Source organism: Rhizobium sp. CB3090, assembly GCF_029714285.1.
In the GTDB taxonomy this organism is placed as follows: Bacteria; Pseudomonadota; Alphaproteobacteria; order Rhizobiales; family Rhizobiaceae; genus Rhizobium.
The window spans coordinates 778,078-803,140 of record NZ_CP121662.1 but is presented as its reverse complement, the minus strand read 5'-3'; the positions used below and the strand labels follow the sequence as shown (position 1 = coordinate 803,140).

Genomic DNA, 25,063 nt, shown 5'->3' with positions numbered 1-25,063 from the left:
ACCGATCGGACATTGCTGTGGCGCATCCATGGGATACGCAATGCGCACAGCAACATTCAAGGATGGCGCATAGTCTTTCCGGAAAGCACTCCCGCTTTCCGGAACTACGCGCTGTTATTATGCCTCATAGCGACGCAGGACAAGTGATGCGTTCGTACCGCCGAATCCGAAGGAGTTCGACAGTGCGACATTGATGTCCCGCTTGCGGGCCTTGTGCGGAACGAGATCGATGGCCGTCTCCCGCTCCGGATTATCGAGGTTCAGCGTCGGCGGCGCGATGTTGTCGCGAATGGCGAGCGTTGCGAAGATCGCCTCGATCGCTCCGGCGGCTCCCAGGAGATGGCCGGTCGCGGACTTGGTCGACGACATCGAAATCTTGGAGGCGGCATTGCCGACCAGCCGCTCGACAGCACTGAGCTCGATCGTGTCGGCCATGGTCGAGGTGCCATGTGCGTTGATGTAGTCCACATCGGCCGGTGTCAGGCCGGCCCGCTTCAGGGCCGACGTCATGCAGCGGAAAGCGCCTTCGCCATCTTCGGAGGGCGCGGTGATGTGGTAAGCGTCGCCGGAAAGGCCATAGCCGACCACTTCGGCATAGATCTTGGCGCCGCGCGCCTTGGCGTGCTCCAGCTCCTCCAATACGACGATGCCGGCGCCTTCGCCCATGACGAAGCCGTCGCGGTCGCGATCATAAGGGCGCGATGCCTTCTGCGGATCCTCGTTGTGCTGCGTCGACAGCGCCTTGCAGGCTGCAAAGCCGGCGAGCGCAATACGGCAGACCGGAGCCTCGGCGCCGCCGGCGACCATGACATCAGCGTCGCCGAGCATGATCAAACGGGCAGCATCGCCGATCGCATGTGCGCCGGTGGAGCAGGCGGTAACGACGGCATGATTAGGGCCGCGCAGCTTGTGGCGGATCGAGACCTGGCCGGAAACGAGATTGATGAGACGTCCGGGAATGAAGAAAGGCGAGATGCGGCGCGGGCCCTTGTCGCGCAGCGTATAGCCTGCCTCGACAATACCCTCGAGGCCGCCGATGCCGGAGCCGATCATGACGCCGGTTGCGATCTGGTCTTCATCGGAGGCCGGATGCCAGCCGGCATCGTTCAGCGCCATATCGGCTGCTGCCATGCCGTAGATGATGAAAGGGTCGACTTTGCGCTGTTCCTTCGGCTCCATCCAGTCGTCGGCATTGAACGTGCCGTCGCTGCCATCACCGACCGGAACGCGGCACGCGATTTTCGCGGCGAGATCCTCGACCTCGAATTCCGTCACAAGACGCGCGCCGTTGTGTCCGGCTATCAAACGCGACCAGGACACCTCAGTGCCACAGCCCAAAGGTGATACCATGCCGGTACCCGTGATAACGACACGTCTCATCGCCCGCAGACCCCCGTCTTTTTATAATGCCATGCGTATGAATATGGTCCGCCCGACCTGGCCGGACGAAATAGGGCGGACTCAGAGAGCCCGCCCGTCACAAAGCGCAAAGGATTAGGCCTGAGCCTTTTCAATGAACTTTACCGCATCGCCGACCGTCAGGATCGAGTCAGCAGCGTCGTCGGGAATTTCAACGCCGAATTCTTCTTCGAAGGCCATGACCAGTTCGACGGTGTCGAGCGAGTCCGCGCCCAGATCGTCGATGAAGCTTGCGCTTTCAACAACCTTGTCGGCGTCGACGCCAAGATGATCAATAACAATTTTCTTTACGCGTTCTGCGATATCGCTCATGTCGGTTTCCTCGACCTTATTTATGTCCTGATCAGAATGCCGTGTGACATCCCTACCCTGTTCAAGCCTGCAACGCCTGCATGGCGCCGCTGGCAAACCCGTTCAACCCGGCTTTCAGATCCGGTCCGCCCGCCATACACGCGGCCCGGTCCGTCTGCATTTTCGGGACGACTGATCACAGTCATGGCCCGCTTAACACGGTTTAAGTCTGTCGCAAAGCCAGAAAATCGCCGCTTCCAGGTTGCTCAACATGCTATTGGAGGGGAAAGTTCCCCCCAATAGACTTTTCCTTTTTCAGATCATTGCCATGCCGCCATTGACGTGGATCGTCTGGCCGGTGACATAGCTTGCTTCTGAGGACGCGAGATAGGCGACGGCGGATGCGACTTCGGCACCGTTGCCCATGCGCTTCATGGGAATAGCGCCCATGATCGCCTCTTTCTGCTTGTCGTTCAGCTTGCCGGTCATGGCGCTCTCGATGAAGCCGGGAGCGACGCAGTTGACCGTGACGTTGCGGGTCGCGATCTCCTGCGCCAACGACTTGGTGAAGCCGATCATGCCGGCCTTGGAGGCGCAGTAGTTCGCCTGGCCGGGATTGCCCGTGACGCCGACGACCGAGGTGATGTTGATGATGCGGCCATAGCGGCGGCGCATCATCGGATGGGTCAGCTCCCGCGTCAGGCGGAAAACAGCCGTCAAATTGACTTCCAGAACCGCATCCCAGTCCTCGTCGCTCATGCGCACGAAGAGACCATCCTTGGTGATGCCGGCATTGTTGACCAGGATGTCGACGCCGCCGAGCTCTTCTTCGGCCTTGGTACCGAGCGCCTTGACCTCATCGCGATCGGAAAGGTTGGCCGGAAAGATCTTGACGCGGTCGCCAAGTTCGGAGGCCAGAGCCTCGAGCTTCTCGACGCGCGTGCCGTGCAGGCCGACGATGGCGCCCTGCTTATGCAGCAGCCTTGCGATCTCTTCGCCGATACCACCGGAAGAGCCGGTTACCAGGGCCTTGCGGCCGGTCAAATCGAGCATGTCGTGTCCCTCGTTCCTTAATTTATGTATCAGCCAAGCAGGCCGGCGAGAGCGGTGTCGATATCGGTCGTCGTATTGACGGCGATGCCGTTCACCGATTTGTCGATGCGTCGGGCAAGGCCTGTCAGAACCTTGCCAGCGCCGATTTCATGCAATGTTGTCACATTGTTGGCGGCAAACCATTCCACCGTCTCGCGCCAACGGACCTGGCCCGTAACCTGCGCAACCAGCAGATCCGCGATCTCACCGGCGTCCTTCACCGGTGCCGCGCGAACGTTGGCGACGACAGGCACGACAGGATCGGATTTTACGACCTCTGCCAGAGCCGCGCGCATCGCCTCGGCGGCGGGCGCCATCAGCGACGAATGGAAGGGGGCGGATACAGGCAGCAGAATTGCGCGCTTGGCACCCTTGGCGGTCGCAAGCTCGGCAGCCTTTTCGACCGGGGCCTTCTCACCGGAAATAACGATCTGACCGCCGCCATTGTCGTTGGCGATCTGACATGCGCCGATCGCCGAAGCCTCAGTGCAAACCGCAACGACGTCGGCATGGTCCAGACCGATGATCGCCGCCATGGCACCGACGCCCACCGGAACCGCCGCCTGCATGGCATTGCCGCGAATGCGCAGCAGCCGCGCCGTATCGGCGAGCGAGAAGGTGCCGGCGGCACAAAGCGCCGAATATTCACCGAGCGAATGACCGGCGACATAGGCAACCTTGCTCTTCAGATCGAGGCCGCGCGCTTGGAGAACGCGCATGACGGCGATCGACACGGCCATCAGCGCCGGTTGCGCATTCGCCGTCAGCGTCAGCCTGTCGTCCGGGCCGTTGAAGATGATGTCGGAAAGCTTTTCACCGAGCGCTTCGTCGACTTCCTCGAAGACGGCACGCGCTTCGGCGAAATTGTCGGCGAGATCTTTGCCCATGCCGACGGTCTGGCTACCCTGGCCGGGAAATGTGAAAGCAACAGTCATTATATCAAGCTTCCTTCGGGGGTCGTTTCGCTTCCCAATGACATTGTTTGCGGTGGAGTCAATAGCGCAGCCCCTGCAGTCCCTGCCTTTTGCGTGTGCGAGACGTCTCGATTTTCTTCTTGCGCTTGCTCATTTCCGACCTAGATTTGCACGATCCTTCTCCCATGACCTTTCCCGCGAGCATCAAGGTTTTCCCATGAAGTATAAGAATTTAGGCCGCACCGATATTTCCGTTTCGCAGATTTGCCTGGGCACGATGACCTGGGGCACACAGAACAGCGAAGCCGAAGCGCACGAACAGATGGATTATGCGCTTCACAAGGGAGTCAATTTCTTCGACACGGCTGAAATGTATCCGACGACGCCGGTCGGCCCGGAGACTCAGGGCCGCACCGAGGAATATATCGGCACCTGGTTCGAAAAGACCGGCAAGCGCGGGGATGTCGTGCTTGCAACCAAGGTCTCCGGCCCCGGCCGCGACTATCTGCGCGGCGGCCAGGGCGCCGATGCCGCCAATATCCGCGCGGCGATCGACGGCAGCCTGAAGCGGCTGAAAACCGATTATATCGATCTCTATCAGGTGCATTGGCCAAACCGCGGCCATTTCCATTTCCGTCAGAACTGGCACTACAACCCCTTCACCCAGGATCGCGAGAAAGCGGTCGCCAACATCGCAGAAATCCTGGAGACGATGGGCGAGCTGGCGAAGGCCGGCAAGATCCGCGCCATCGGCCTCTCCAACGAGACCACCTGGGGCATTCAGAAATATCTTACGATTGCCGAACAAAAGGGCCTGCCGCGCGTCGTCTCGACACAGAACGAATACAATCTGCTCTATCGTCATTTCGACCTCGATCTCGCCGAGCTGTCGCACCACGAAGATGTCGGGCTGCTTGCCTATTCGTCGCTCGCCGGCGGCATCCTCACCGGCAAATATGTCGGCGGCGCACGCCCGGCTGGCTCGCGCGGCTCGATCAATACCGACATCGGGGGCCGTCTGCAGCCGCTGCAGGAACCGCCGGTCAAAGCCTATCTGGAGATCGCTGCGAAGTATCATGTCGACCCTGCCAAGCTGGCGCTCGCCTACTGCCTGACCAAGCCCTTCATGACCTCCGTCATCATCGGCGCGACATCGATGGCACAGCTCGAAACCGACATCGCTTCGGCCTACGTCACGCTGCCGGAAGAGGCGATTGCCGAGATCGAAAAGGTACACCGGCTGTATCCGATGCCGATGTAACGTCCCGGGAAGGCGCCTTGCCTCTATGGCAAGGCGCGACGACCGGCGGGATATATTTCCGCCCGCTCCTGCGCCGATGGTCAATCCGTCCCTTGCCGATCCTTGTTGAGGGCGAGCCTGCTTCCACATGCTGTTTTATGAGGACATTCCGCGATAGGATGCGCCTGCTCAATCTCCGCCTCCGGTGAGGCAGGCCATGCAACCAAAGGAGAGACCGATGCAAGAGCCCCTCGTCGTCCGCCAGGAAAGGCGCATCCCGGCACCGCCCGCAGCCGTGTTCGCCCTGCTGACCGATCCGGAGAAGATTTTGCGCTGGATGGGTACGGAGGCACAGATCGAACCTCAGCCCGAAGGGCTCTATCTCGTCAACGTCACTGGCGCTCGCTTCGCCCGCGGTTCGTTCCGCGAGGTAGTACCGGTGCACCGCCTGGCCTATAGCTTCGGCTGGGATGGCAGCGAGGTGGTTCCGCCGGGATCGAGCCTCGTCGAGATCGACCTCATAGAGCAACCGGACGGAACGCTGCTGCGCCTAACCCACACCGGCCTGCCCAATGCCGAGCAATGCGCCGGACATGCCGAAGGCTGGGCTCACTATCTCGGCCGGCTGACCGAAGCCGCCGCCGGGCGCGATCCGGGTCCGGACCCGATGGCTGGCAGAAAGTGACCGCTTTCCGGTACCGAATTCGTCGGTCCTGAGCCGGTTGCGGTTCCCGGCGGACACGACCTGCAGGCGCTGCGACAGCGGCAGTGACGTGGTCTTGCATTCACACGCAAGAGCACTTCGCGACGGCGGATGACACCCTGCGGCTGCCGTGGCATGATCGACACATGGATCTGCCCGCCCCTCTTGTCTGGCTTGTTGACGAGGCTGGAGCCTCGCCCGGCCCCGAACGGTTTCTGGCTGAGCTCGGCCGCCGGTTGCTGGCCGACGGCATTCCGCTTGCCGGCGGAGCCCTGTCGCTTGCGGTGCCGCATCCGATCATCGCCCGGCGCATCTGGTTATGGCGGGCGGAAACCACCGGGACGGTGATCGAGGCGCTGGGTTTTGCCGGCGGTCCGCCAAGCCAAGCCGGACACGACTGGCTGGCTGGGCTTGGCCCCGTCCATGAAGATGCGGTCGGTTCGCCTGGGGACAGTCCGGTTCTGGGCTGGGCCGGACTCCGGCCATTCGATCCTGCCGAGGCTGACCGTCTGCGCCAAACCGCGCGCTTCGCCGCAGCGCCCTTGGCCGCCCTTTCCGCGCAAGCGGCGCTGGCAGCGCTGCTCGAGGCCTATCTCGGCCGGCGCAGTGCCGCCCGCGTACAAGCCGGGGCGCTGCACCGCGGCACCGGGGAAACCATCCGCGCTGCCCTGCTCTGCGCCGATTTGCGTGATTTCACTGCCCTGTCCGAGGCGACGGAGCCGGCCGCGATGATCACCGCCCTTGATGCCTGGTTCGACCGCGTTGCCGGGGCGGTGCACGCCTTCGGCGGCGAAGTGCTGAAGTTTATCGGCGACGGGGTGCTGGCGATTTTCCCGGCCACCGGCGCGTCAGGCGAGGCATGCGAGGCGGCGCTGCGCGCGGTCGCCGCCGCGCGCGCCGGCATGGCCCATCTTGATGAGGTGCGGCAGGCACAGGGGCTACCCCCGCTGCCTTTTGGTGCGGCATTGCATTTCGGCGAGATGCTGTGGGGCAATATCGGCGCGGCCGACCGGCTTGACTTTACCGCCATAGGCCCCGCGGTCAATCTGGTCAGCCGTCTCGAAGGGCTATGCAAGCCGCTCGGCCGCAGCGTGCTCATATCGGGCGCGGTGGCGGCGCAGACGACAACCACTTTGATCCCTCTGGGCAAGCACCCACTGCGCGGCATCGCCGATCCCTGCGCGGTCTTCACCTTGCCGGAGGATTGAGCTTTATGGGCTGGGTGCGGACCGCCCTACTTACGCGCTGCAATTTTAACATTAGCAAGATTCAAAAATAAACGCTTACCTTGTAAAAAAACAAAAGCTGTGAAATTCATAGTCCTCAGCGGACAAGAGGACGTGCGATGAAAATACATCAAATAAGCTGTGCTGCATGGCTATTTGTTTTGAGCGCGACTCTTTTCGTGAATGATGCCGCTGCCCATCTCACTTATACCGAACTGACGACAGACGAAGGAGTACGTTTTGTAATCGTAAACGGCTCATTCGATGCCGATGACGATTTGAGCAAATTTCGCAGGGCGGTCGTTTCTTACCATGCGGACGCCGTCAACTTCGACAGCCCTGGCGGAAACGTTGAAAAAGCGATCGAGCTCGGCAGGCTAATCCGATCGCTGGGTTTGAACACAGTCACCGTACGCACAAAAGAATGTGCATCAGCCTGCTCACTGGCCTTCCTTGGAGGCGTCATCCGCGTTGCGGAGGCCGGCTCTATCGGTGTCCATAAGGCCTCATTTAGCGACACGAAGGGGATGCGTGTGGAAGAGGCGGTCGCGGCGGTGCAAGCGATTACTGCCGACGTCATTTCCTACATGACAGATATGGGCGCCGATCCCGGGCTACTGAAACTTTCCCTGCAGTATGACTCCGATGACATTCGCTATCTGTCGGCAAGCGAGATGAAGCGATATAGAGTAACGACGCCGGATGAAGAGGAGCCGCAGTCGGAATCACAGGCTCCAAGCAACATATCTGCCTCACTTCAAATTCCGATCGCGCAAAATGGCATTGTTCAGCATCCTATGGGCACAGCGCCATTGAAGGAAAGTGATAAGGCAGACTCGAAAACGGTTGCCAAATTTGCGAACGGAAGCGCGCTGAACATCGAAGGCAGCGACGGCGACTGGTACCGGGTGTCAATCGCCGGCCAGACTGGATACATGCACCATACCTGGGTATGGGTTCGGGAATTCGAGGAAAATCAGTTCGGTAAGCGCTATATTCAGATCAAAAGCGTCGACAATTTAGAGGCCGCACGTTCGGTCGTCTTGAATTCCAAAATTCCTTTAGCTGCCCATTTAACGACAAACGGCTGGTTTGCGATCACGGTCAAGGCTACAGGAGGCAACGACTTTGAACGTTCCCTGCTCCGGTCATTGCTGGCAAGCCATGCAATCCCAAAAGACGCTGTCATCACGTTGGGCAACACTTATGTCCGGGAAGTTTGTTGCAGCCCCGCAGTGTCAAATAAGTAAGCCGCATTTGCAGTTGAGTCTCATGCCGACTTGTTCTCTTCGGTCATTTTGCGGCAAGCACGTCTTCGATCGACCGCAGCCGATTTAGATGTGGCCCTTGCCTTTCGCGCAAAAATCCGTATAAGCCGCCCTGTTCGCAACCCGGTCTTCTGGCTGGTGGCTGAACGGAGGGCCGGTTTTCTTCATTGAAAATCGTTCGGAACGGAAGCGTTCCAGCCTCCCGTGTCTCCGCTCTCGACCGTCTCGGAAACGCTTTTCTTGCTTGGGGTCACCCTCTCAGGAGCAGTCGTTGAGGCTTAGCCGCCGAATATCGGGTTCAGACCAACGCAAGAAAGGCAAAGCTATCCATGGCTCTTTACGAACATGTATTCCTTGCCCGACAGGATATTTCCGCGCAGCAGGTCGACGCCCTCGTAGAACAGTACAAGGGTGTTATCGAAGCTCACGGCGGTAAAGTCGGGCGTATCGAAAACTGGGGCCTCAAGTCCCTCACCTATCGCATCAAGAAGAACCGCAAGGCTCACTACGCCCTGATGGACATCGATGCACCGGCCGCTGCGATCCAGGAAATGGAACGCCAGATGCGCATCAGCGAAGACGTCCTGCGTTACATGACGATCGCTGTCGAGAAACACGAAGAAGGCCCGTCTGCCATGATGCAGAAGCGCGACCGCGACGACCGTCCGCGCCGCGATGGCGACCGTCCGGAGCGCAGCTTCGGCGATCGTGGTCCGCGCCCGGATCGTGGTGACCGCGAAGACCGTCCGCGCCGTCCGCGCGAAGACCGCGTATAAGGAGATTTGAGAATGTCTGAAGTTTCCTCCGCACCGGTCCGCCGTCCGTTCCATCGCCGCCGCAAGACCTGCCCGTTCTCGGGCGCCAATGCGCCGCGTATCGATTACAAGGACGTCCGTCTCCTGCAGCGCTACATTTCCGAGCGCGGCAAGATCGTACCGTCCCGCATCACGGCCGTTTCCCAGAAGAAGCAGCGCGAACTCGCTCAGGCGATCAAGCGCGCCCGTTTCCTCGGCCTGCTGCCCTACGTCGTCGCCTAATAGCGACCGACGCAGAATGAATAAGGGGAAGGCAGCGATGCCTTCCCTTCTCCCTTTCGCGATGGGCGCGGATCGGAACCTTGAAACCCCATGTTGGGGATAAGCTTTCAGGCCCGTGTGGCGAAGGCATCCTCTAACTGCTCGATACGAAGCAGGACAGCGACGTGAAAAAGTTGAACGCAAAAGAGCTTGGTATCGGCGCGCTCGCCGGTCTGACCGCCGCCCTACTCGTGTATGGCGCGCTACGTCAGCCATTTCTCGCTATCGTGTTCATCAGTGCTTCAGCTCTTCCTATTTTGATCGTGGGTCTCGGCTGGGGAAATATCGCTGTCGCAACCGCAGTTGTTGCTGCCGGTATTTTCGGCATCGTTATCGGTCCGCTGCCATTTGCACTGACCGCAATCGTTCTCGCCGCCGTCCCAGCTTGGCTCAGCCATCTTGCAAGTCTGGCGCGCCCAGCATCTGAGCTTGGTGGCCCGGATCATCTAATGGCGTGGTATCCGCTCTCGGACATCATGCTGCATCTCTGTGCAGTTGCCTCCATCGCAATCGTCGCCGCTGGCGTTCTCATGGGCTACGGTCCAGATCTTATTGGCAAGACGATCGCTTTCAATCTGGAACTTCTGAATGATCAGCAGCAACAGGCGTTAGATGCTGCATCGATCGAAAAGTTGAAGACTATCCTGCTTTACGCAGTCCCTTTCGCATGGGGCATGTGCTGGGTCTCTGCTGTATTTGCAGCCTATTATTTTGCAACGCGTATTGTTGTCGCCTCTGGCCGCAGCCAGCGTCCGCGCGAGGACATTCCCTCGGCGTTGCGCATGAACCGCAATGCAATCTTCGTCTTTCTCGCGGCGATTGTTGCGATCTTCTTCGGTGGCGTCCTCGGCCTCGTCGCCGCCGCCGTACTCGGCGCCTTCGGCGCTGGCTTCATCGTTTCCGGCTTTGCTTCGCTGCACTACCGGACGCGGGGCAAGGACTGGCGCCTGCCGGTTCTGATCCTCTGCTACCTGGTATGCTTCTTTGTGACGCTGCCGCTCTTCATCGTTCTCGTTCTCGGTCTTTACGATACCCGCAAGGCGATATCGCTCACCCCGAACAAGAATGCCGACACACCCAAACAAGACACGAAAATCTGACATCAGAAAGGAACAACAAAATGGAAGTCATTCTCCTCGAACGCATCTCCAAGCTCGGCCAGATGGGCGAAGTGGTCAAGGTTCGCGACGGCTTTGCCCGTAACTACCTGCTGCCGCTCGGCAAGGCCCTGCGCGCCAATGCCGCCAACAAGGCCCGCTTCGAAGCTGAGCGCGCAACGCTCGAAGCCCGTAACCTCGAGCGCCGCAGCGAAGCTCAGAAGGTTGCCGACGTTCTCGGCGGCAAGTCCTTCATCGTCGTTCGCTCGGCTGGCGAAACCGGCCAGCTCTACGGTTCTGTCGCCGCTCGCGATGTCGTTGAAATCCTTGCTGCAGAAGGCTTCAACATCGGCCGCAACCAGGTTCACCTGAACACGCCGATCAAGGCTATCGGCCTGCACAAGGTTGTGATCGCGCTCCACGCGGAAGTCGAAATCACTGTCGAGCTCAACGTTGCCCGTTCCGCTGAAGAAGCAGAGCGTCAGGCCAAGGGCGAAACGCTCACCTCCGCTGATGCCATCTATGGCGTTGACGAAGATGCCCTGCGTCCGGAAGACTTCTTCGATCCGGAAGCTGATGGCAACGCCGAAGACGAAGCTTGATCGAAGTCTTCGCATCGGCTGCGAACATGAAAAAGCCTGGGTCTCGCGACCCAGGCTTTTTCTTTGATTGCAATGGCTTACCGACGCTTGCCGTCTGCGTTTCAATTCTGTGCCGTATCCTGCACCGGCGCTGAATTCTTGTCGACGGAGACGACCACGGACATGCCCGGCGCCAGATCTTCCGCCTGTGGCTGATTTTCGTCGATCTTGACGCGTACGCCGACGCGCTGTGCCACTTTGGTGAAATTGCCCGTGGCATTGTCGGGTCTGATAACGGCGAACTCCGACCCCGCTGCCGGCGAGAAGCGCTGGATATGGCCCTTGAGTTCGCGATGACCCAGTGCATCGACCGAGATCGTTACAGGTTGGCCGACCTTCATGCCGTCGAGCTGGGTTTCCTTGAAATTGGCAATGACCCAGACGTCTTTCGGAACCAGGCCCATGAGCTGCGTGCCCGGCGTCACATATTGGCCGAGGCGTACACCCACTTCGCCGATGCGGCCGTCGCGTGGCGCGACGATCGTCGCATTTTCCAGATCGATCTCTGCGAGTTGTACGGCCGCTTCCGCGCCACTGACGCCAGCCTCCAGCGAGGCGCGGTTGACGATGATCGTCGTCAGATTCTGTTGCGACACGTCCAGGGCCGCTTTCGCCTGGTTCACCGCAGCCTTTGCCTGTTCCAGCGTCGCCTGCGCCTGCTCCGAATCGCTGGCCGTCGACACGCCCTTGGCCACCAGCGTTGCCACGCGATCCCAGGCAAGCTGGGCGCGCTTCAACGCAGCATTGGCACTATCGATCTGCGCCTGGCTGGAGGCAATGCCGGCGCGGGCAGCCTGTTCCTGCTGTTGCGAATTGGCAAGCGCCGCCTTCTGGCCGTCGAGCGTCGCGCGCGCCTGCGCCACCTTCTGCCGATAGATGCGATCGTCGATCCTGGCCAACACGTCGTCCTGTTTGACCAGCTTGTAGTCCTTGAGCGGGACGTCCGTGATATAGCCGCTGACCTGCGGGCTGATCGTCGTGACATAGCCTTTGACATAGGCGTCGTCGGTTGTCTCGACGGAACTTTGGAAAGGCGGCAGGTGCCAGGCATAGAGCACCAGCATGACGCCGCCGACACCGGCGAGGACGGCGATAACTTCGATGGGGGAGCGAACAAGCCTCGACATGGAGCTATTTCATATCCTCACGGGTTGGAAACCATGGTCTGCGGCCGATCGTCGAAAAGCCGCGCTTTGATGAAACGGTAGAATACATGCAGCGAAAGCCCGGCAAGCGACACGACCGCGATAACACCGGCTACCAAGAAGGCATCGCCGTAAGCGAGCGTATTGGCCTCGCGACTGACCTGCCCGCCAAGTAGCGCCAATCCCTCGCCCTTCAGGAGAGCGCTGTCGCCGATGACCTTGCCGTAAGACGCAGAAAGCTGGCTGACACGCTGGGCGACATCGGGGTGAGTCAGCAACACATGTTCGGTCAGCATGGCGGAATGGAATTTTTCGCGGATGGTGATCAGCGTGCCGTAGAAGGCAGAGCCGATCAGGCCGCCGATGCTTTGCGTGAAGGTGAAGACCACGAAGAAGGTCACCAAATATGGTGCGCCTCTCGAAAAGGCTGCCTTGAAGCCCGCAGACATGGATGGCGGCAGAAAAAGGGCGGCGCCGGCGGCCACCAGCGCCTGGCTGAGATACATCTGTTCTGGCCGGGTCAGCGTCGTCACCTGGGCATCCATGAAGGAGCCCGCCCCCAACATGACAAGCGCTATGAACTGGATCTGCCAGCTCAGGCCGTAGCTCATGAGCACCGTGCAGACGAGACCGCCGATGATAGAGAAAGCAAGGATGATCCAGTAGAGCATCGCGAGCTGATCGTAGAGCAGGCCGACGGCATTCTGATAAAAGGTCATTATAACCGAGGTCTGCTCGGCGGCGATCATGCGGAAGACCAGGAGAATGCCGGTCAGGTGCAATATCTCGGGGCTCAGCAGCCAGCGGACATCGATGAGCGGCGTCGGCCGGCGCAGTTCGATGACGGCTGCAAGCGTCAAAGCGGCGATGCTGATGGCCAGCAACACGCCGAGCCACGGCACTTCCAGCCACCAATAAAGTCGTCCGACGGAAAGGACGATCGCAAGACAGCCGAAACCTATGGCGACCAGCAGATAGCTGATGATGTCCCCGAAGACGATCACCTTTACCCGCGGCGGCGGTGTCAGCGGCAGCAGGTAGATGATCGGCATCACCAGCAGCGCCAGCGCCATTTCCAAAGTATAGAGCCCGCGCCATTCGCCGTAATCGAGAAGCGACGGTGAGACGAGACGGGTGATGGGCGCAGCCAGAAGCGTGTTCATCATCGCCAGGCTGACGCCGATCGTCAGCTTCTTGGCCGGTTCGAAGGCTTCCAGCATGTAGAGAAAACCAAGCGTCGACAGCGGTGCCCCGGCAATGCCGCTCAAAAAGCGGACGACGATGGCCGAATGCAGGTCGGAGACGAAGAGATTGAGCAGCGAGGCGACGACGAAGCCGAGGATGCTGACCTCGGCAAAATTACGCACGCCGTATTGCATGCGGATTTTCACCAGAGCAATGGCGAGACTGACATTCGGCGCCATATAGGCCGCCGACAACCACGCTGCTTCGGTGGTGGTGGCGGCGATGGTCCCTTGGATCTGCGTGAGATTGGCGAAGGCGAGATTGAGACCGAGGCCCTGTGTCAGGAAAAACATGACGGAAGCGCCGATATAAAGCGGTACCTTCCAGCGCGGCACGGGCGGCGGGGCAGCAGGCGAGGCGGCATTGGTTTCCGCAGTCGTCGGGGCCGGCTCGCCGCTCATACGCTACCTCATGACTTGCCCACATTCTGCAGATTGGCGGTCATGGCGCGGATGACCTTGAGGGCCATGCCGACATCCTCGTCCGAAATCCCCTGCAGGATATCCGCACGCACGCCGGTGGCAAGGGCCTCAACTTCGGCCGCCACCACTTTTCCGGATTCGGTCATGAAAATCTGCTTGGCGCGCCGGTCTGATTGCACCGCGCGGCGCTCGATGAAATTCTGCGCCTCCATGGCGTCGAGGATACGCACCAGGGTTGGCGTCTCAAGCTCCAGCTCGTCGGCGAGCTCGCGCTGATTGATACCGTCGCGCTTGGAAAGCTTATGGAAAACCCGGGCTCTGGCCAATGTCATGCCGTGCTCGCGCACCAGGCCGTCGAACGCCGCCCTCAGCTTGCGATTGAAAGCGGAAAGCTCGTCGAACAGTTCTCGGCGTGATGGCGCACCTGACATTATTGCTGCTTTATACTATTAGTATCCTACCCTATTTCAACGAAATAGCGGGGTTCTCACATCTTTTCAAGCGCGATTGCCGCCTTGCCGGATGTCAGCCGGGACAGATCGGGCTAGAATCATCAATAGAGGTTTTTGTATGTGATTCGCGTGTCAGACATAGCGTTGCAAACTGGCGACAAAGGCTTTTTTTCCTTCGGAGCGTTTGTCCCTGTGGACGAGTGGAACAACGTGAATAGCTCGGTCGAACCAGCGCCTTGCGGCACGCCACGACCCTTCTGCAATTGACCGTGACACGGGATCGTCGCAAACCAACCGGCACTCAAGAATACGAAGAGACGGAAAATGAACGAAGCTGCGCGAAAGATCGCCGCCATTGCTCCCGCCGAACCGCACTACCGCGAAGCGCCCAACAATATCGAGGCCGAACAGGCTCTGCTTGGCGCCATCCTCGTCAACAATGACGCCTATTACCGTGTCTCCGACTTTCTAAAGCCCATCCATCTCTACGAGCCGCTGCACCGGAAAATCTTCGAAGTGGCAGGCGACATCATCCGCATGGGCAAGACGGCCAATCCGGTGACGATCAAGACTTTTCTGCCGGCCGAAGAGAAGGTCGGCGACATGACGGTGGCGCAATATCTCGCCCGTCTCGCAACCGAAGCCGTTTCGATCATCAATGCCGAGGACTACGGCCGCGCCATCTACGATCTGGCGCTGCGCCGCGCGCTGATCACTATCGGCGAGGATATGGTCAACATCGCCTATGATGCGCCGCTCGACATGCCGCCGCAGACGCAGATCGAAGATACCGAGCGCCGGCTGTTCGAACTTGCGGAAAACGGCCGCTACGACGGCGGCTTCCAGGCCTTCAACGATGCCGTGGCGCTGGCGATCGACATGGCGGCTGTCGCCAAGGAACGCGACGGCGGTCTATCCGGCATTTCCACCGGCATTCACTCGCTCGACAGCAAAATGGGCGGCCTGCAGCGTTCGGACTTGATCATCCTCGCCGGTCGTCCCGGCATGGGCAAGACGTCGCTTGCCACCAATATCGCCTATAATATCGCCGCCGCCTATGAAGGCGAGGTACAGCCGGATGGCTCCACGAAGGCAAAGAACGGCGGCGTCGTCGGCTTTTATTCGCTGGAAATGTCGTCCGAACAGCTCGCCACCCGTATCATTTCCGAGCAGACGGAAGTCTCCTCATCGAAGATCCGCCGCGGCGACATCAACGATGCAGATTTCGAAAAGCTCGTCGCCTGCTCGATGATGATGCAGAAGGTGCCGCTCTATATCGACCAGACCGGTGGTATCTCCATTGCTCAGCTTTCCGCGCGTGCGCGACGCCTGAAGCGCCAGCGCGGACTCGACGTTCTGGTGGTGGATTACGTTCAGCTCATGACCGGCTCCGGCAAATCGAACGAAAACCGCGTCCAGGAAATCACCCAAATCACCACCGGCCTGAAGGCGCTCGGCAAGGAGCTGAATGTTCCGATCATCGCGCTCTCCCAGCTCTCGCGTGCCGTCGAAAGCCGTGACGACAAGCGTCCGCAGCTCTCGGACCTGCGCGAATCCGGTTCGATCGAGCAGGACGCCGACGTGGTGCTTTTCGTGTTCCGCGAGGAATATTACGTCAAGAACTCCGAACCGCGCGATCCGGCCGATCCGAAATATGCGGAATGGGAAGCCCTGTTCGACAAGGTGAAAGGCACGGCCGACGTCATCATCGCCAAGCAGCGTCACGGACCGACCGGCACCGTGAAGCTCGCCTTCCAGTCGGAGTTCACGCGTTTTGCCGATCTCGCCGACTCGTCCTTCCTGCAATATGAGGAACATTGACGCGAAGCTTACCGCGTATCAATGTCCCCTGGAGCGCTTCCGTATTGTTGTTTTCTGCATTCCGGGCGGAGAATCGCTACACGCTCTACTCGGAAACGCTTCAGAGGCCCGCAGCCCGCAGCAAAGCCACCGTCGCAACGCCGACAACAACGCTTGCCAGCATCGGCAAGCGGCGGGAGGCGATTGCGGTGGCCGCACAGGCCAGCGTCTCAGCCCAGCCGGTAGCAAAGGCTGTCGGGGCAATCACGGCCATCAGAACGGCCGGTGGAATGGCTTCGATTGCGGTTCGCCGGCGCTCGTCAATCTCCACATAGCGAATCAAGACAAGACCGCCGACGCGGGTGAAGATCGTTGCGGCAGCCATGGCGAGGATGGCGAGCAGAGTGTTGAGATCGAGCGTCATGCCGCCTGCTCCCACGCTCGGCCCTTCCAGAAAGCCATTACCAACCCCGCCAATGCGCCGGCTGCAATATGCCAGACACCGGGCACGAACTGATGGACCGCAACGGCTGCAATTCCGCTTGCGGCAAGGACCGCGCCGGTTTCCGGTCCTTTCCAGAAGCCCATGACCAGCACGATGAAGACGGCCGGAAAGGCGAAGTCGAGACCGATGACGGCGGGATCGCCGAGAAAGGCGCCAAGCAAAGCACCCGCAAGCGACGAGCCGACCCAGGTCAAGTAAAAGGGCGTGACGACGCCTGCATACCAAGCGGGTGTAAGCCACGTCGCGCCCGCGCGAAATTCCGCCATGGCCCAAATCTCATCGGCGAGAAAGAGCATGGCGATGTAGCGTTTGATGCCGGGGAAAGATTGCATCTTCGTGCCGATCGAAGCGCTCATCAGCAAGTGCCTGACATTGACGAGCAGGGCCGCGAAGCCGGCGCCAATCCAGCTTGCGGGATGTGTCCAGATATCCATCGCCACAAATTGCGAGCCACCAGCAAAGACGAGCGCGCTCATCAGCGTGGTCTCCAGCGGCGAAAGCCCCTTGGTCGCCGAAACCGCGCCGAAAACGAGGCCGATCGGCAGGACGGCGACGATCAGCGGAAAAATGGCACGCATTCCGGCTTTGAATTCGCCGGCCGGCCGACTTTGCTGCAACATTGGCAACCTCCACTTCAACAATGATGGAGAGGTAGCCGACGGCAGCCGGCGCTGTATTGAACGAAAGTGATTGGAGCATTTCCAGAAAAAGCGCCCAGCGATTTTCCATCCAGAATCCGCAAAGCGTTTCGCTAATCGCAGAGCGAAAATGCGCTAAAGCTCGTCGCGATCTCTCAGATTCGCTCCCACGCTTTAGTTCCTTGTTTTTGCATGTCGTTTTCGCAAAACCGCCTCACACTTTTGCGCGACATGCATTAGCCGACGCGGAACTGCCCCGGGGTGACGCCGGTGCGCGATTTGAAGTGGCGAGTGAAATGCGCCTGATCGGCGAAACCGCATTCCATGGCCACGTCGGCCGGCATGCGGCCTTCCCTGAGCAAGCGGCGGGCAACGATCACGCGCCGGTCAGTCAGAAAGGCATGGGGTGTAATGTGATACTCCCTGCGGAAAGCCCGGATCAGGTGGGCGCGGCTAAGCCCAGCGACCTTGGCCAACTCCTCCAATCCGACATCACTGTCGAAATTCTCAACGAGGTAATCGCGGGCGCGTGCGACGGCGCTACGCTCCTTGGTATCGACGGGAAGGACGATCGTGCTGCCATAGCGCGCAAAGAGCGCCGCCAGCACCGAGAACATTCCCTCATCGGATTCCAGCGCGCCGGCGGCGCTCTCGAGTGTGCGGTGCGCGTTGTGGAAGGCGCTGGCAAGCTGCGGATCGCGCGACAGCGAACTGGCGAAGGATGGCGTCGCGTTAAAAGCCTTGCCCGTGACATCTTCCAGAATGTCGGCGAAGAGCTTCGTGTCCGGGTAGATCATACGATAGCGATAACCTTCGCCGCCCGGAACGCCGTCATGCACCACGCCAGGATTGATCAGATAGAGATCGCCCGGTCCGGTTTCTTCCCGCCTGCCGCGCAGTGTCGCGATCTGGCTGCCGCTTTCGATCGCCCCGATGCTGAACGTGTCATGCGCATGCGGCGCATATTCATGCGTCACGAAGTTCGCGCTCAGGCATTCCATATCGCGAAAGCGGCCGTCTCGCCAGAAGCGGGTGGATTCCACCTTGGCAAGCGGCATGGCGTCAGCCGCCTCTTTCTGCGAAACGTTCTGCATGCCGGCACACTAGCGCGCCGGCTCCCGCGCGTCTTGAACAAAAGTGATCGGATGTGGGAAAGGCTGGTATCTGCCTGTCCGCGCTTTCTCTTTGCCACAATGCTCTCTACAGTGCTCTGAACAACTTCCCTTTCATCGCGGCGATTCATGACAGATTTTTCCCTCCCCTTCGAAGACGATGACGCCTTCGCTTCCGCCGGCCTTCGGCTGACGGTCGATTTGGGCGCCCTGGTCGAAAACTGGCTCGACATGGCCCGTCGCTCCGGCAGGGCGCGCACCGGAGCTGCAGTGAAAGCCGACGCTTACGGCCTGGGGATCGAAGATGTGGGCGAGGCGCTTTATGTCGCCGGCGCCCGCGATTTCTTCGTTGCCACGGCCGAAGAGGGTGTGACGCTTCGGCTCTATGCACCGGATGCCCGCATCTTCGTGCTCTGCGGCATCTGGCCGGGGACGGAGCGACTGTTCTTCGAAAACGATCTCGTGCCCGTCATCGCTTCCGAAGAGCAATTGACCTTCTGGATGTCGGTGCTGGCGGATTATGGCGACTACCCTTGCGCGCTGCAGGTCGATACCGGTTTCAACCGGCTGGGACTGCAGGCAGAGGATGCCATTGCGCTCGCCAACGATGTCTCGCGCCCGGCGAGTTTTGCGCCTGTCCTGGTGATGAGCCATCTTGCCTGCGGCGATGAGCCGGCCAATGCAATGAACAGGCAGCAGCTCGAGGTGTTCCGCAACGTTAGCGCTGCCTTCGAAGGCATCGAGGCGAGCTTCGCCAACTCCGCCGGCATCTTCCTTGGCTCTGAATATCATTTCGACCTTACGCGCCCGGGCATTGCCATCTATGGCGGTCAAGCGGTGAACGGAAGGGTGAATCCGATGCGGCCGGTCGCAACGGCCGAGGCCCGCATCATCCAGACCCGCATGGTCAAGGCCGGCGAGACAGTCAGTTACGGCGGGGCGCTACAGCTCACTCGCGACAGCCGGCTTGCCATCGTCTCCGCCGGCTATGCCGACGGTTACATGCGCAGCCAGTCGAGCGGAGGCGTGCCGCTGCGTCAGACCGGAATTGCCGGCGGCCAGGGCTTCATCGCCGGTCATAAAGTGCCCGTGGCCGGTCGCATCACCATGGATCTGACGATCTTCGACGTGACCGACGTTCCCGAAAAACTGGTCCGCGCCGGCGACTATATCGAGCTCTTCGGCAAGAATATTCTTGTCGACGACGCTGCCCGCGCCGCCGGGACGATCGGCTACGAGATGCTGACCGGCCTGGGCCTCAGACATGAGCGCCGGTATATTTTTGAAGAGACCGACGAGTAACGGGCTCAACGCACGCTGACCGCCAAGCGGACACCCAGCGCTACGAACAATGTCCCGAGCCCCCGGTCCAGCCACAGGCCCGCGTTTCGATTGCGTCGCAATACCTCGGCAAGGCGACCTCCGAGAAGAATGAGCGGCGGCTCGATAAAGGCGGCAACCACAATGATGAGGCTGCCGTGGAGCAAAAGCTGCGCCCAGACCGGGCCTGAGCCTTCAACGACGAATTGCGGCAGGAACGCAAGGAAGAAGACGGCCACTTTCGGGTTGAGCAGCGAAACCAGGATGCCTTGCCGGTAGATGCGGCTCCAGGGCAATGTCTTTCCGGCCTCCTTGATCCAGGCGCCTTCGCCCTTCGAGCGCAGTGCCTGTATTCCGAGCCAGATGAGATAGGCGGCGCCGGCCCATTTGACCGTCGAAAACGCGATGGCCGAGGCGGCCAATATCGCCGATAGCCCGGCTGCGGTCATCAGCACATGCAGGCAAGCGCCGCTCCATATGCCGAACAATGCGGCAAAACCGGAGCGTCTGCCGCTTCTGATCGTGTGGCCGAGAATGAAGGCGATGTCCGGCCCCGGCGACAGATTGAGCAGGACGGCGGCCGAAAGAAACGCGATCCAATGCGCAAGCGTATAGTCGAACATCCGTCACCATCGATCGAAAACCCGGCATAAAGGCTGACACAATCGCGGCTGATACGGAAATCATTAGTTTTGATCTGTTGGGAAAGACATTATCTGACAGCCTGCCGCGATTCGCTTCGAACAGCGAGGCATTAGAGCAATCCCAGGAAAAGTCCGAAGCGATTTTCCGTCCGGAATGCATGAAAATAAAGAGATAGAGCGGGGAAAGCGATTCCGGGAAACGCTAAACCGCCCTATAAATTGAGAACAGCATCTGATGGCAAAAGCCCGTACACAATTCGTCTGCCAGAACTGCGGCACGGTTCATAACCGCTGGGCAGGCAAATGCGATGGCTGCGGCGCATGGAACACCATCGTCGAGGAAGACCCGATGGGCGGCATCGGGGGCGGCCCCGCCAAGGTGCCGAAGAAGGGACGTCCGGTGACGCTGACGTCGCTGTCGGGCGAGATCGAGGAAGCACCGCGCATCCACACCGGCATCTCCGAACTCGATCGGGCGACTGGCGGCGGCTTCGTGCGGGGCTCGGCAGTGCTGGTCGGCGGTGATCCCGGCATCGGCAAGTCGACGCTATTGATGCAGGCAGCCGCAGCCCTTTCCCGGCGCGGGCACAAGATCGTCTACGTCTCCGGCGAAGAGGCGGTGGCGCAGGTTCGGCTTCGCGCCCAGCGGCTGAACGCCGCCAATACGGACGTGATGCTCGCCGCCGAGACCAATGTCGAGGATATCCTGGCGACGCTCGCCGAAGGCAAGCGGCCGGACCTCGTCATCATCGATTCCATCCAGACGCTGTGGAGCGAGCTTGCCGAATCGGCGCCTGGGACGGTGACGCAGGTGCGGACCGGCGTGCAGGCGATGATCCGGTTTGCAAAGCAGACGGGTGCGGCAATGGTGCTGGTCGGCCACGTTACCAAGGACGGCCAGATCGCCGGCCCGCGCGTCGTCGAACATATGGTCGACGCCGTTCTCTACTTCGAAGGCGATCGCGGCCATCACTATCGCATCCTGCGCACGGTGAAGAATCGCTTCGGCCCGACCGATGAGATCGGCGTCTTCGAAATGTCCGACGGCGGCCTGCGTGAGGTAGCCAATCCATCCGAACTTTTCCTCGGCGAGCGCAATTCCAAGTCGCCGGGTGCGGCCGTCTTTGCCGGCATGGAAGGCACTCGGCCGGTGCTGGTGGAAGTGCAGGCGCTGGTTGCGCCGACGTCGCTCGGCACGCCGCGGCGCGCCGTCGTCGGCTGGGATTCGGCGAGGCTGTCGATGATTCTCGCAGTTCTGGAAGCGCATTGCGGCGTTCGCCTCGGTCAGCACGACGTTTATCTCAATATTGCCGGTGGCTATCGCATTTCTGAGCCGGCAGCAGACCTCGCGGTCGCCTCTGCACTGGTTTCATCCCTGGCTGGTCTTGCCCTTCCCGCAGATTGCGTCTATTTCGGCGAAGTCAGCCTGTCGGGCGCCGTCCGGCCGGTTGCGCACACCGCTCAGCGCCTCAAGGAAGCCGAGAAGCTGGGATTTTCTGCAGCGCTTCTCCCCACCGCCTCCTCCGACTTGCCGAAAGGCAATGGCGGACGCTGGAGCGAGATCGATGGCCTGCCGGATCTTGTGGCGCGCATAGCCGGATCGAAGGGCGCGCTCAAGCGCGCGGAAGACGAAGACTGAGCCTTACTTGAACCGTTCCTGACGGGGAAAGAGGTACATATTTGAAGCCGATGGCAGCCATGCTTGGCATGGCAAGTCTTGGAGTGGATTATACATGCCCATTACGATTTTCGACGGTATTGTTATCGGCGTTATTTTGTTTTCCGCCGTTTTGGCCATGGTCCGCGGCTTTTCCCGCGAAATTCTCTCGATCGTCAGTTGGGGCGGCTCGGCTGTCGCAGCCTATTATTTTTATCCGCTGCTCGTGCCGTATGCGATGCACTATACGGCTGATGTCCGTATCGCGACCATCGCGTCGGCCGCAGTCATCTTTCTGATCGCGCTGATCATCATCTCCTTCATCACCATCAGGATCGCGGATTTCATCATCGATAGCCGCATCGGCGCGCTCGATCGTACACTCGGCTTTCTCTTCGGGGCCGCCCGTGGCCTGCTGCTGATGGTCGTCGTCGTGGCCTTCTGGAATTGGCTCGTTGCGCCGCCCGCACGCCCCGATTGGGTCAACAACGCCAAGTCGAAGCCTTTCCTCGATTCGATGGTCGAGAAGCTCAAATCCGCGCTTCCGGAAAACATTCAGGCGATGCTTCCGGCCGAGATCATCAACAAGATCGCACCGAACCAGCAGCAGCAACAATCGCAGCCGCAGGACGGCACAACGAACGACGCCGCGCCGTCCGATGACGCGCCCGCGCCGCAGACGAACAATTAACAGTGCGTTTACAGGCTTGACCCGCGGGGCGATAATCGCCATGTGATCGGCACGAAATCCGAAAATCCGGCCGGATATTCTTTCCCGCCGGATTTTCAGTTATTTTTGCATTCAGTCGCGACGCCGCCTGACCGGTCCCCTGTTGAGAGCAAAGGCCTGCAGCCATGAACCACTCCCTTTCCATCGAGGATGATATCGACGGTGATACGCTGCATGAGGAATGCGGTGTATTCGGCATTCTCGGCCATCCCGATGCTGCGACGCTGACGGCGCTCGGCTTGCATGCCTTGCAGCATCGCGGTCAGGAAGCGGCCGGCATCGTCTGCTTCGATGGCCAGCGCTTTCATTCGGAGCGGCGCATGGGTCTCGTCGGCGATCACTATACCGACCCTGCCACCCTGGCCCGGCTGCCCGGCGACCGTTCGATCGGCCATGTGCGTTATTCGACGACGGGCGAAACCATCCTGCGCAACGTCCAGCCGCTGTTTGCCGAGCTGGAAGTCGGTGGCATCGCCATCGCTCACAACGGCAATTTCACCAACGGCCTGACCATGCGCCGGCAGTTGATCGCCGATGGCGCCATCTGTCAGTCGACATCGGACACGGAAGTCGTTCTCCATCTCATCGCACGCTCCAAGCACCCCTCCTCTTCCGACCGCTTCATCGATGCGATCCGCCAGATGGAAGGCGGTTATTCGATGCTTGCCATGACGCGCACCAAGCTGATCGCAGCGCGCGATCCGATCGGCATCCGGCCGCTGGTGATGGGCGAACTCGACGGCAAGCCGATCTTCTGCTCCGAAACCTGTGCGCTCGACATTATCGGCGCCAAATACATTCGTGACGTTGAAAACGGCGAAGTCATCATCTGCGAGATCCAGTCGGACGGCTCGATCACCATCGATGCCCGCAAGCCCGACGTTTCCCAGCCTGAACGTCTCTGCCTGTTCGAATATGTCTATTTCGCCCGTCCCGATTCCGTGGTCGGTGGTCGTAACGTTTACGTTGCCCGCAAGAATATGGGCATCAATCTCGCCAAGGAAGCGCCCGTCGAGGCCGATGTCGTCGTGCCGGTGCCGGATGGCGGCACGCCGGCAGCGATCGGCTATGCCCAGGCAAGCGGCATCCCCTTCGAGCTCGGCATCATCCGCAATCACTATGTCGGCCGCACCTTCATTGAGCCGACGCAGCAGATCCGTGCCTTCGGCGTCAAGCTGAAGCACTCCGCCAACCGCGCCATCATCGAAGGTAAACGCGTCGTTCTGGTGGACGATTCCATCGTGCGCGGCACGACATCGGTCAAGATCGTGCAGATGATCCGCGATGCAGGCGCCCGCGAGGTGCATATCCGCGTCGCCAGCCCGATGATCTACCACCCGGATTTCTACGGCATCGACACGCCGGACGCTGACAAGCTGCTTGCCAATCAGTACAGCAGCCTGAAGGCGATGTGCGATTTCATCGGTGCCGATTCGCTGGAGTTCCTGTCGATCGACGGCCTCTACCGCGCCGTCGGCGGCGCACCGCGCGACAATGCGCAGCCACAGTTCACCGACCATTATTTCACCGGCGACTATCCGACACGCCTGCTCGACCGGGAAAGCACCAGCAATGTGCGCAAGCTTTCCGTGCTCGCCAGCAATGGCTGACACGGGGCTTTTCGCCGCTCTCCCTCTCCAGCGCATTCGGACCAAGACAGTATGAGCATAGATCTCAAGGACAAAATCGCCCTGGTTACCGGCGCGTCGCGCGGTATTGGTTATTTCACCGCACTGGAACTCGCCAAGGCCGGCGCGCATGTGATTGCCTGCGCCCGCACGGTGGGCGGCCTTGAAGAGCTCGACGACGCCATCAAGGCTGTCGGCGGATCAGCGACGCTGGTGCCCTTCGATCTAGCGGACATGGCCGCGATCGATGCGCTCGGCGGGTCTATGTTCGAGCGCTGGGGCAAGCTCGATATCCTCGTCGCCAATGCCGGTGTGCTCGGCGTCATCTCGCCGATCGGCCACGTCGAAGCCAAGGTGTTCGAAAAGGTGATGACCATCAACGTTACCGCGACTTGGAGGCTGATCCGCTCGGTAGAGCCGCTGCTGATGCGCGCGGACGCGGGCCGCGCCATCATCCTTTCCTCGGCCGCAGCCCATCGCTGCCGGCCCTTCTGGGGTCCCTACTCGGCATCCAAGGCGGCTGTCGAGGCGCTTGCCCGCACTTGGGCCGGCGAAACCCAGAGTACGGCGCTGCGGATCACCAGCGTCGACCCAGGCGCCACCCGCACGGCAATGCGCGCACAGGCAATGCCCGGCGAAGATCCGGAGACGCTGCCGCATCCGCGCGAAGTGGCGCAAGCCATCCTCCCGCTTGCCGGCCCGGACGTGACCGAAACCGGCAAGCTCTTCATCGTGCGCGAGAACAAGCTCGTCGACTATCGGATGCCGGAATGAATGATCACCTTCTCCCCGCCGGCG

Annotated in this window: 25 protein-coding genes; 14 read left to right on the top strand and 11 right to left on the bottom strand. The window is 60.4% G+C overall.

Annotated features, from left to right (window positions below):
* Positions 1-117: 117 nt before the first annotated feature.
* The 4 genes from fabF to fabD all read right to left on the bottom strand — a co-directional run bounded on the left by fabF (position 118) and on the right by fabD (position 3,737).
* The gene (fabF, locus tag QA646_RS03940; RefSeq protein WP_283057728.1) at positions 118-1,380 is read right to left on the bottom strand and encodes a beta-ketoacyl-ACP synthase II; all 1,263 of its coding nucleotides are present in this window, start codon (positions 1,378-1,380) and stop codon (positions 118-120) included.
* 114 nt (positions 1,381-1,494) lie between these two features.
* On the bottom strand, positions 1,495-1,731 hold the full coding sequence (locus tag QA646_RS03935) for an acyl carrier protein (RefSeq protein ID WP_003547058.1): 237 nt from the start codon (positions 1,729-1,731) through the stop codon (positions 1,495-1,497).
* A gap of 294 nt (positions 1,732-2,025) precedes the next feature.
* Positions 2,026-2,763 carry a 3-oxoacyl-[acyl-carrier-protein] reductase gene (gene fabG / locus QA646_RS03930; protein WP_283057727.1) on the bottom strand — a complete coding sequence of 246 codons (738 nt, stop codon included), beginning with the start codon at positions 2,761-2,763 and terminating at the stop codon, positions 2,026-2,028.
* Positions 2,764-2,792: 29 nt separating this feature from the next.
* Complete coding sequence (gene fabD, locus QA646_RS03925; protein ID WP_283057726.1) at positions 2,793-3,737, bottom strand: ACP S-malonyltransferase; 945 nt, start codon at positions 3,735-3,737, stop codon at positions 2,793-2,795.
* A 196-nt stretch (positions 3,738-3,933) separates the two neighbouring features.
* Here fabD and QA646_RS03920 point away from each other — a divergent pair, with 196 nt between their 5' ends.
* The 8 genes from QA646_RS03920 to rplI all read left to right on the top strand — a co-directional run bounded on the left by QA646_RS03920 (position 3,934) and on the right by rplI (position 10,928).
* The gene (locus tag QA646_RS03920; RefSeq protein WP_283057725.1) at positions 3,934-4,977 is read left to right on the top strand and encodes an aldo/keto reductase; all 1,044 of its coding nucleotides are present in this window, start codon (positions 3,934-3,936) and stop codon (positions 4,975-4,977) included.
* A 217-nt stretch (positions 4,978-5,194) separates the two neighbouring features.
* Positions 5,195-5,641 (top strand): SRPBCC domain-containing protein, encoded by a 447-nt coding sequence (locus QA646_RS03915; protein WP_283057723.1) that lies wholly within the window; start codon positions 5,195-5,197, stop codon positions 5,639-5,641.
* A 164-nt stretch (positions 5,642-5,805) separates the two neighbouring features.
* Positions 5,806-6,867 carry an adenylate/guanylate cyclase domain-containing protein gene (locus tag QA646_RS03910; protein ID WP_283057722.1) on the top strand — a complete coding sequence of 354 codons (1,062 nt, stop codon included), beginning with the start codon at positions 5,806-5,808 and terminating at the stop codon, positions 6,865-6,867.
* A 137-nt stretch (positions 6,868-7,004) separates the two neighbouring features.
* The gene (locus QA646_RS03905) at positions 7,005-8,135 is read left to right on the top strand and encodes a hypothetical protein (protein WP_283057721.1); all 1,131 of its coding nucleotides are present in this window, start codon (positions 7,005-7,007) and stop codon (positions 8,133-8,135) included.
* A 347-nt stretch (positions 8,136-8,482) separates the two neighbouring features.
* Entirely contained in the window at positions 8,483-8,929 is a 447-nt protein-coding gene (rpsF, locus tag QA646_RS03900) for a 30S ribosomal protein S6 (RefSeq protein WP_149636725.1), read from the top strand.
* A 12-nt stretch (positions 8,930-8,941) separates the two neighbouring features.
* The gene (rpsR, locus tag QA646_RS03895) at positions 8,942-9,190 is read left to right on the top strand and encodes a 30S ribosomal protein S18 (protein WP_004122103.1); all 249 of its coding nucleotides are present in this window, start codon (positions 8,942-8,944) and stop codon (positions 9,188-9,190) included.
* A gap of 164 nt (positions 9,191-9,354) precedes the next feature.
* Positions 9,355-10,329 carry a DUF2232 domain-containing protein gene (locus QA646_RS03890; RefSeq protein ID WP_283057720.1) on the top strand — a complete coding sequence of 325 codons (975 nt, stop codon included), beginning with the start codon at positions 9,355-9,357 and terminating at the stop codon, positions 10,327-10,329.
* A gap of 20 nt (positions 10,330-10,349) precedes the next feature.
* Positions 10,350-10,928 (top strand): 50S ribosomal protein L9, encoded by a 579-nt coding sequence (gene rplI, locus QA646_RS03885; RefSeq protein WP_283057719.1) that lies wholly within the window; start codon positions 10,350-10,352, stop codon positions 10,926-10,928.
* 101 nt (positions 10,929-11,029) lie between these two features.
* Here the strand turns inward: rplI and QA646_RS03880 are convergent, their stop codons facing one another.
* The 3 genes from QA646_RS03880 to QA646_RS03870 are packed head-to-tail and all read right to left on the bottom strand — an operon-like array spanning position 11,030 to position 14,210.
* A complete protein-coding gene (locus tag QA646_RS03880) occupies positions 11,030-12,094 on the bottom strand; it encodes an HlyD family secretion protein (protein ID WP_283057718.1) in 1,065 nt (354 codons plus the stop codon).
* A 17-nt stretch (positions 12,095-12,111) separates the two neighbouring features.
* Positions 12,112-13,758, bottom strand: coding sequence for an MFS transporter (locus QA646_RS03875; protein WP_283057717.1), 1,647 nt, complete (start codon positions 13,756-13,758; stop codon positions 12,112-12,114).
* 8 nt (positions 13,759-13,766) lie between these two features.
* Positions 13,767-14,210 (bottom strand): MarR family transcriptional regulator, encoded by a 444-nt coding sequence (locus QA646_RS03870; protein WP_283057716.1) that lies wholly within the window; start codon positions 14,208-14,210, stop codon positions 13,767-13,769.
* Positions 14,211-14,555: 345 nt separating this feature from the next.
* Here QA646_RS03870 and QA646_RS03865 point away from each other — a divergent pair, with 345 nt between their 5' ends.
* Complete coding sequence (locus tag QA646_RS03865; RefSeq protein WP_283057715.1) at positions 14,556-16,052, top strand: replicative DNA helicase; 1,497 nt, start codon at positions 14,556-14,558, stop codon at positions 16,050-16,052.
* Between the two features lie 100 nt (positions 16,053-16,152).
* Here the strand turns inward: QA646_RS03865 and QA646_RS03860 are convergent, their stop codons facing one another.
* From QA646_RS03860 to QA646_RS03850, 3 genes are all read right to left on the bottom strand, one after another.
* Positions 16,153-16,455: an AzlD domain-containing protein gene (locus tag QA646_RS03860; RefSeq protein WP_283057714.1), complete on the bottom strand. Its 303-nt coding sequence runs from the start codon at positions 16,453-16,455 to the stop codon at positions 16,153-16,155.
* Complete coding sequence (locus QA646_RS03855) at positions 16,452-17,156, bottom strand: AzlC family ABC transporter permease (RefSeq protein WP_283057713.1); 705 nt, start codon at positions 17,154-17,156, stop codon at positions 16,452-16,454. The genes QA646_RS03860 and QA646_RS03855 overlap by 4 nt, the downstream gene beginning before the upstream one ends.
* A 254-nt stretch (positions 17,157-17,410) precedes the next feature.
* Positions 17,411-18,232, bottom strand: coding sequence for an AraC family transcriptional regulator (locus QA646_RS03850; RefSeq protein WP_283058960.1), 822 nt, complete (start codon positions 18,230-18,232; stop codon positions 17,411-17,413).
* 183 nt (positions 18,233-18,415) lie between these two features.
* On the opposite strand from QA646_RS03850, the gene alr reads away from it, so the two are divergent.
* A complete protein-coding gene (alr, locus tag QA646_RS03845; protein ID WP_283057712.1) occupies positions 18,416-19,588 on the top strand; it encodes an alanine racemase in 1,173 nt (390 codons plus the stop codon).
* A 5-nt stretch (positions 19,589-19,593) separates the two neighbouring features.
* Here alr and QA646_RS03840 read toward each other — a convergent pair whose 3' ends face one another.
* Positions 19,594-20,229, bottom strand: a complete 636-nt coding sequence (locus QA646_RS03840) for a LysE family translocator (RefSeq protein WP_283057711.1) — start codon at positions 20,227-20,229, stop codon at positions 19,594-19,596.
* A 256-nt stretch (positions 20,230-20,485) separates the two neighbouring features.
* On the opposite strand from QA646_RS03840, the gene radA reads away from it, so the two are divergent.
* From radA to QA646_RS03820, 4 genes are all read left to right on the top strand, one after another.
* Positions 20,486-21,889 (top strand): DNA repair protein RadA, encoded by a 1,404-nt coding sequence (gene radA, locus QA646_RS03835; protein ID WP_283057710.1) that lies wholly within the window; start codon positions 20,486-20,488, stop codon positions 21,887-21,889.
* Positions 21,890-21,983: 94 nt separating this feature from the next.
* Positions 21,984-22,598, top strand: a complete 615-nt coding sequence (locus QA646_RS03830; protein WP_283057708.1) for a CvpA family protein — start codon at positions 21,984-21,986, stop codon at positions 22,596-22,598.
* A 164-nt stretch (positions 22,599-22,762) separates the two neighbouring features.
* A complete protein-coding gene (gene purF, locus QA646_RS03825; protein WP_283057706.1) occupies positions 22,763-24,247 on the top strand; it encodes an amidophosphoribosyltransferase in 1,485 nt (494 codons plus the stop codon).
* A 51-nt stretch (positions 24,248-24,298) separates the two neighbouring features.
* Entirely contained in the window at positions 24,299-25,039 is a 741-nt protein-coding gene (locus QA646_RS03820; RefSeq protein ID WP_283057705.1) for an SDR family NAD(P)-dependent oxidoreductase, read from the top strand.
* Positions 25,040-25,063: the final 24 nt, after the last annotated feature.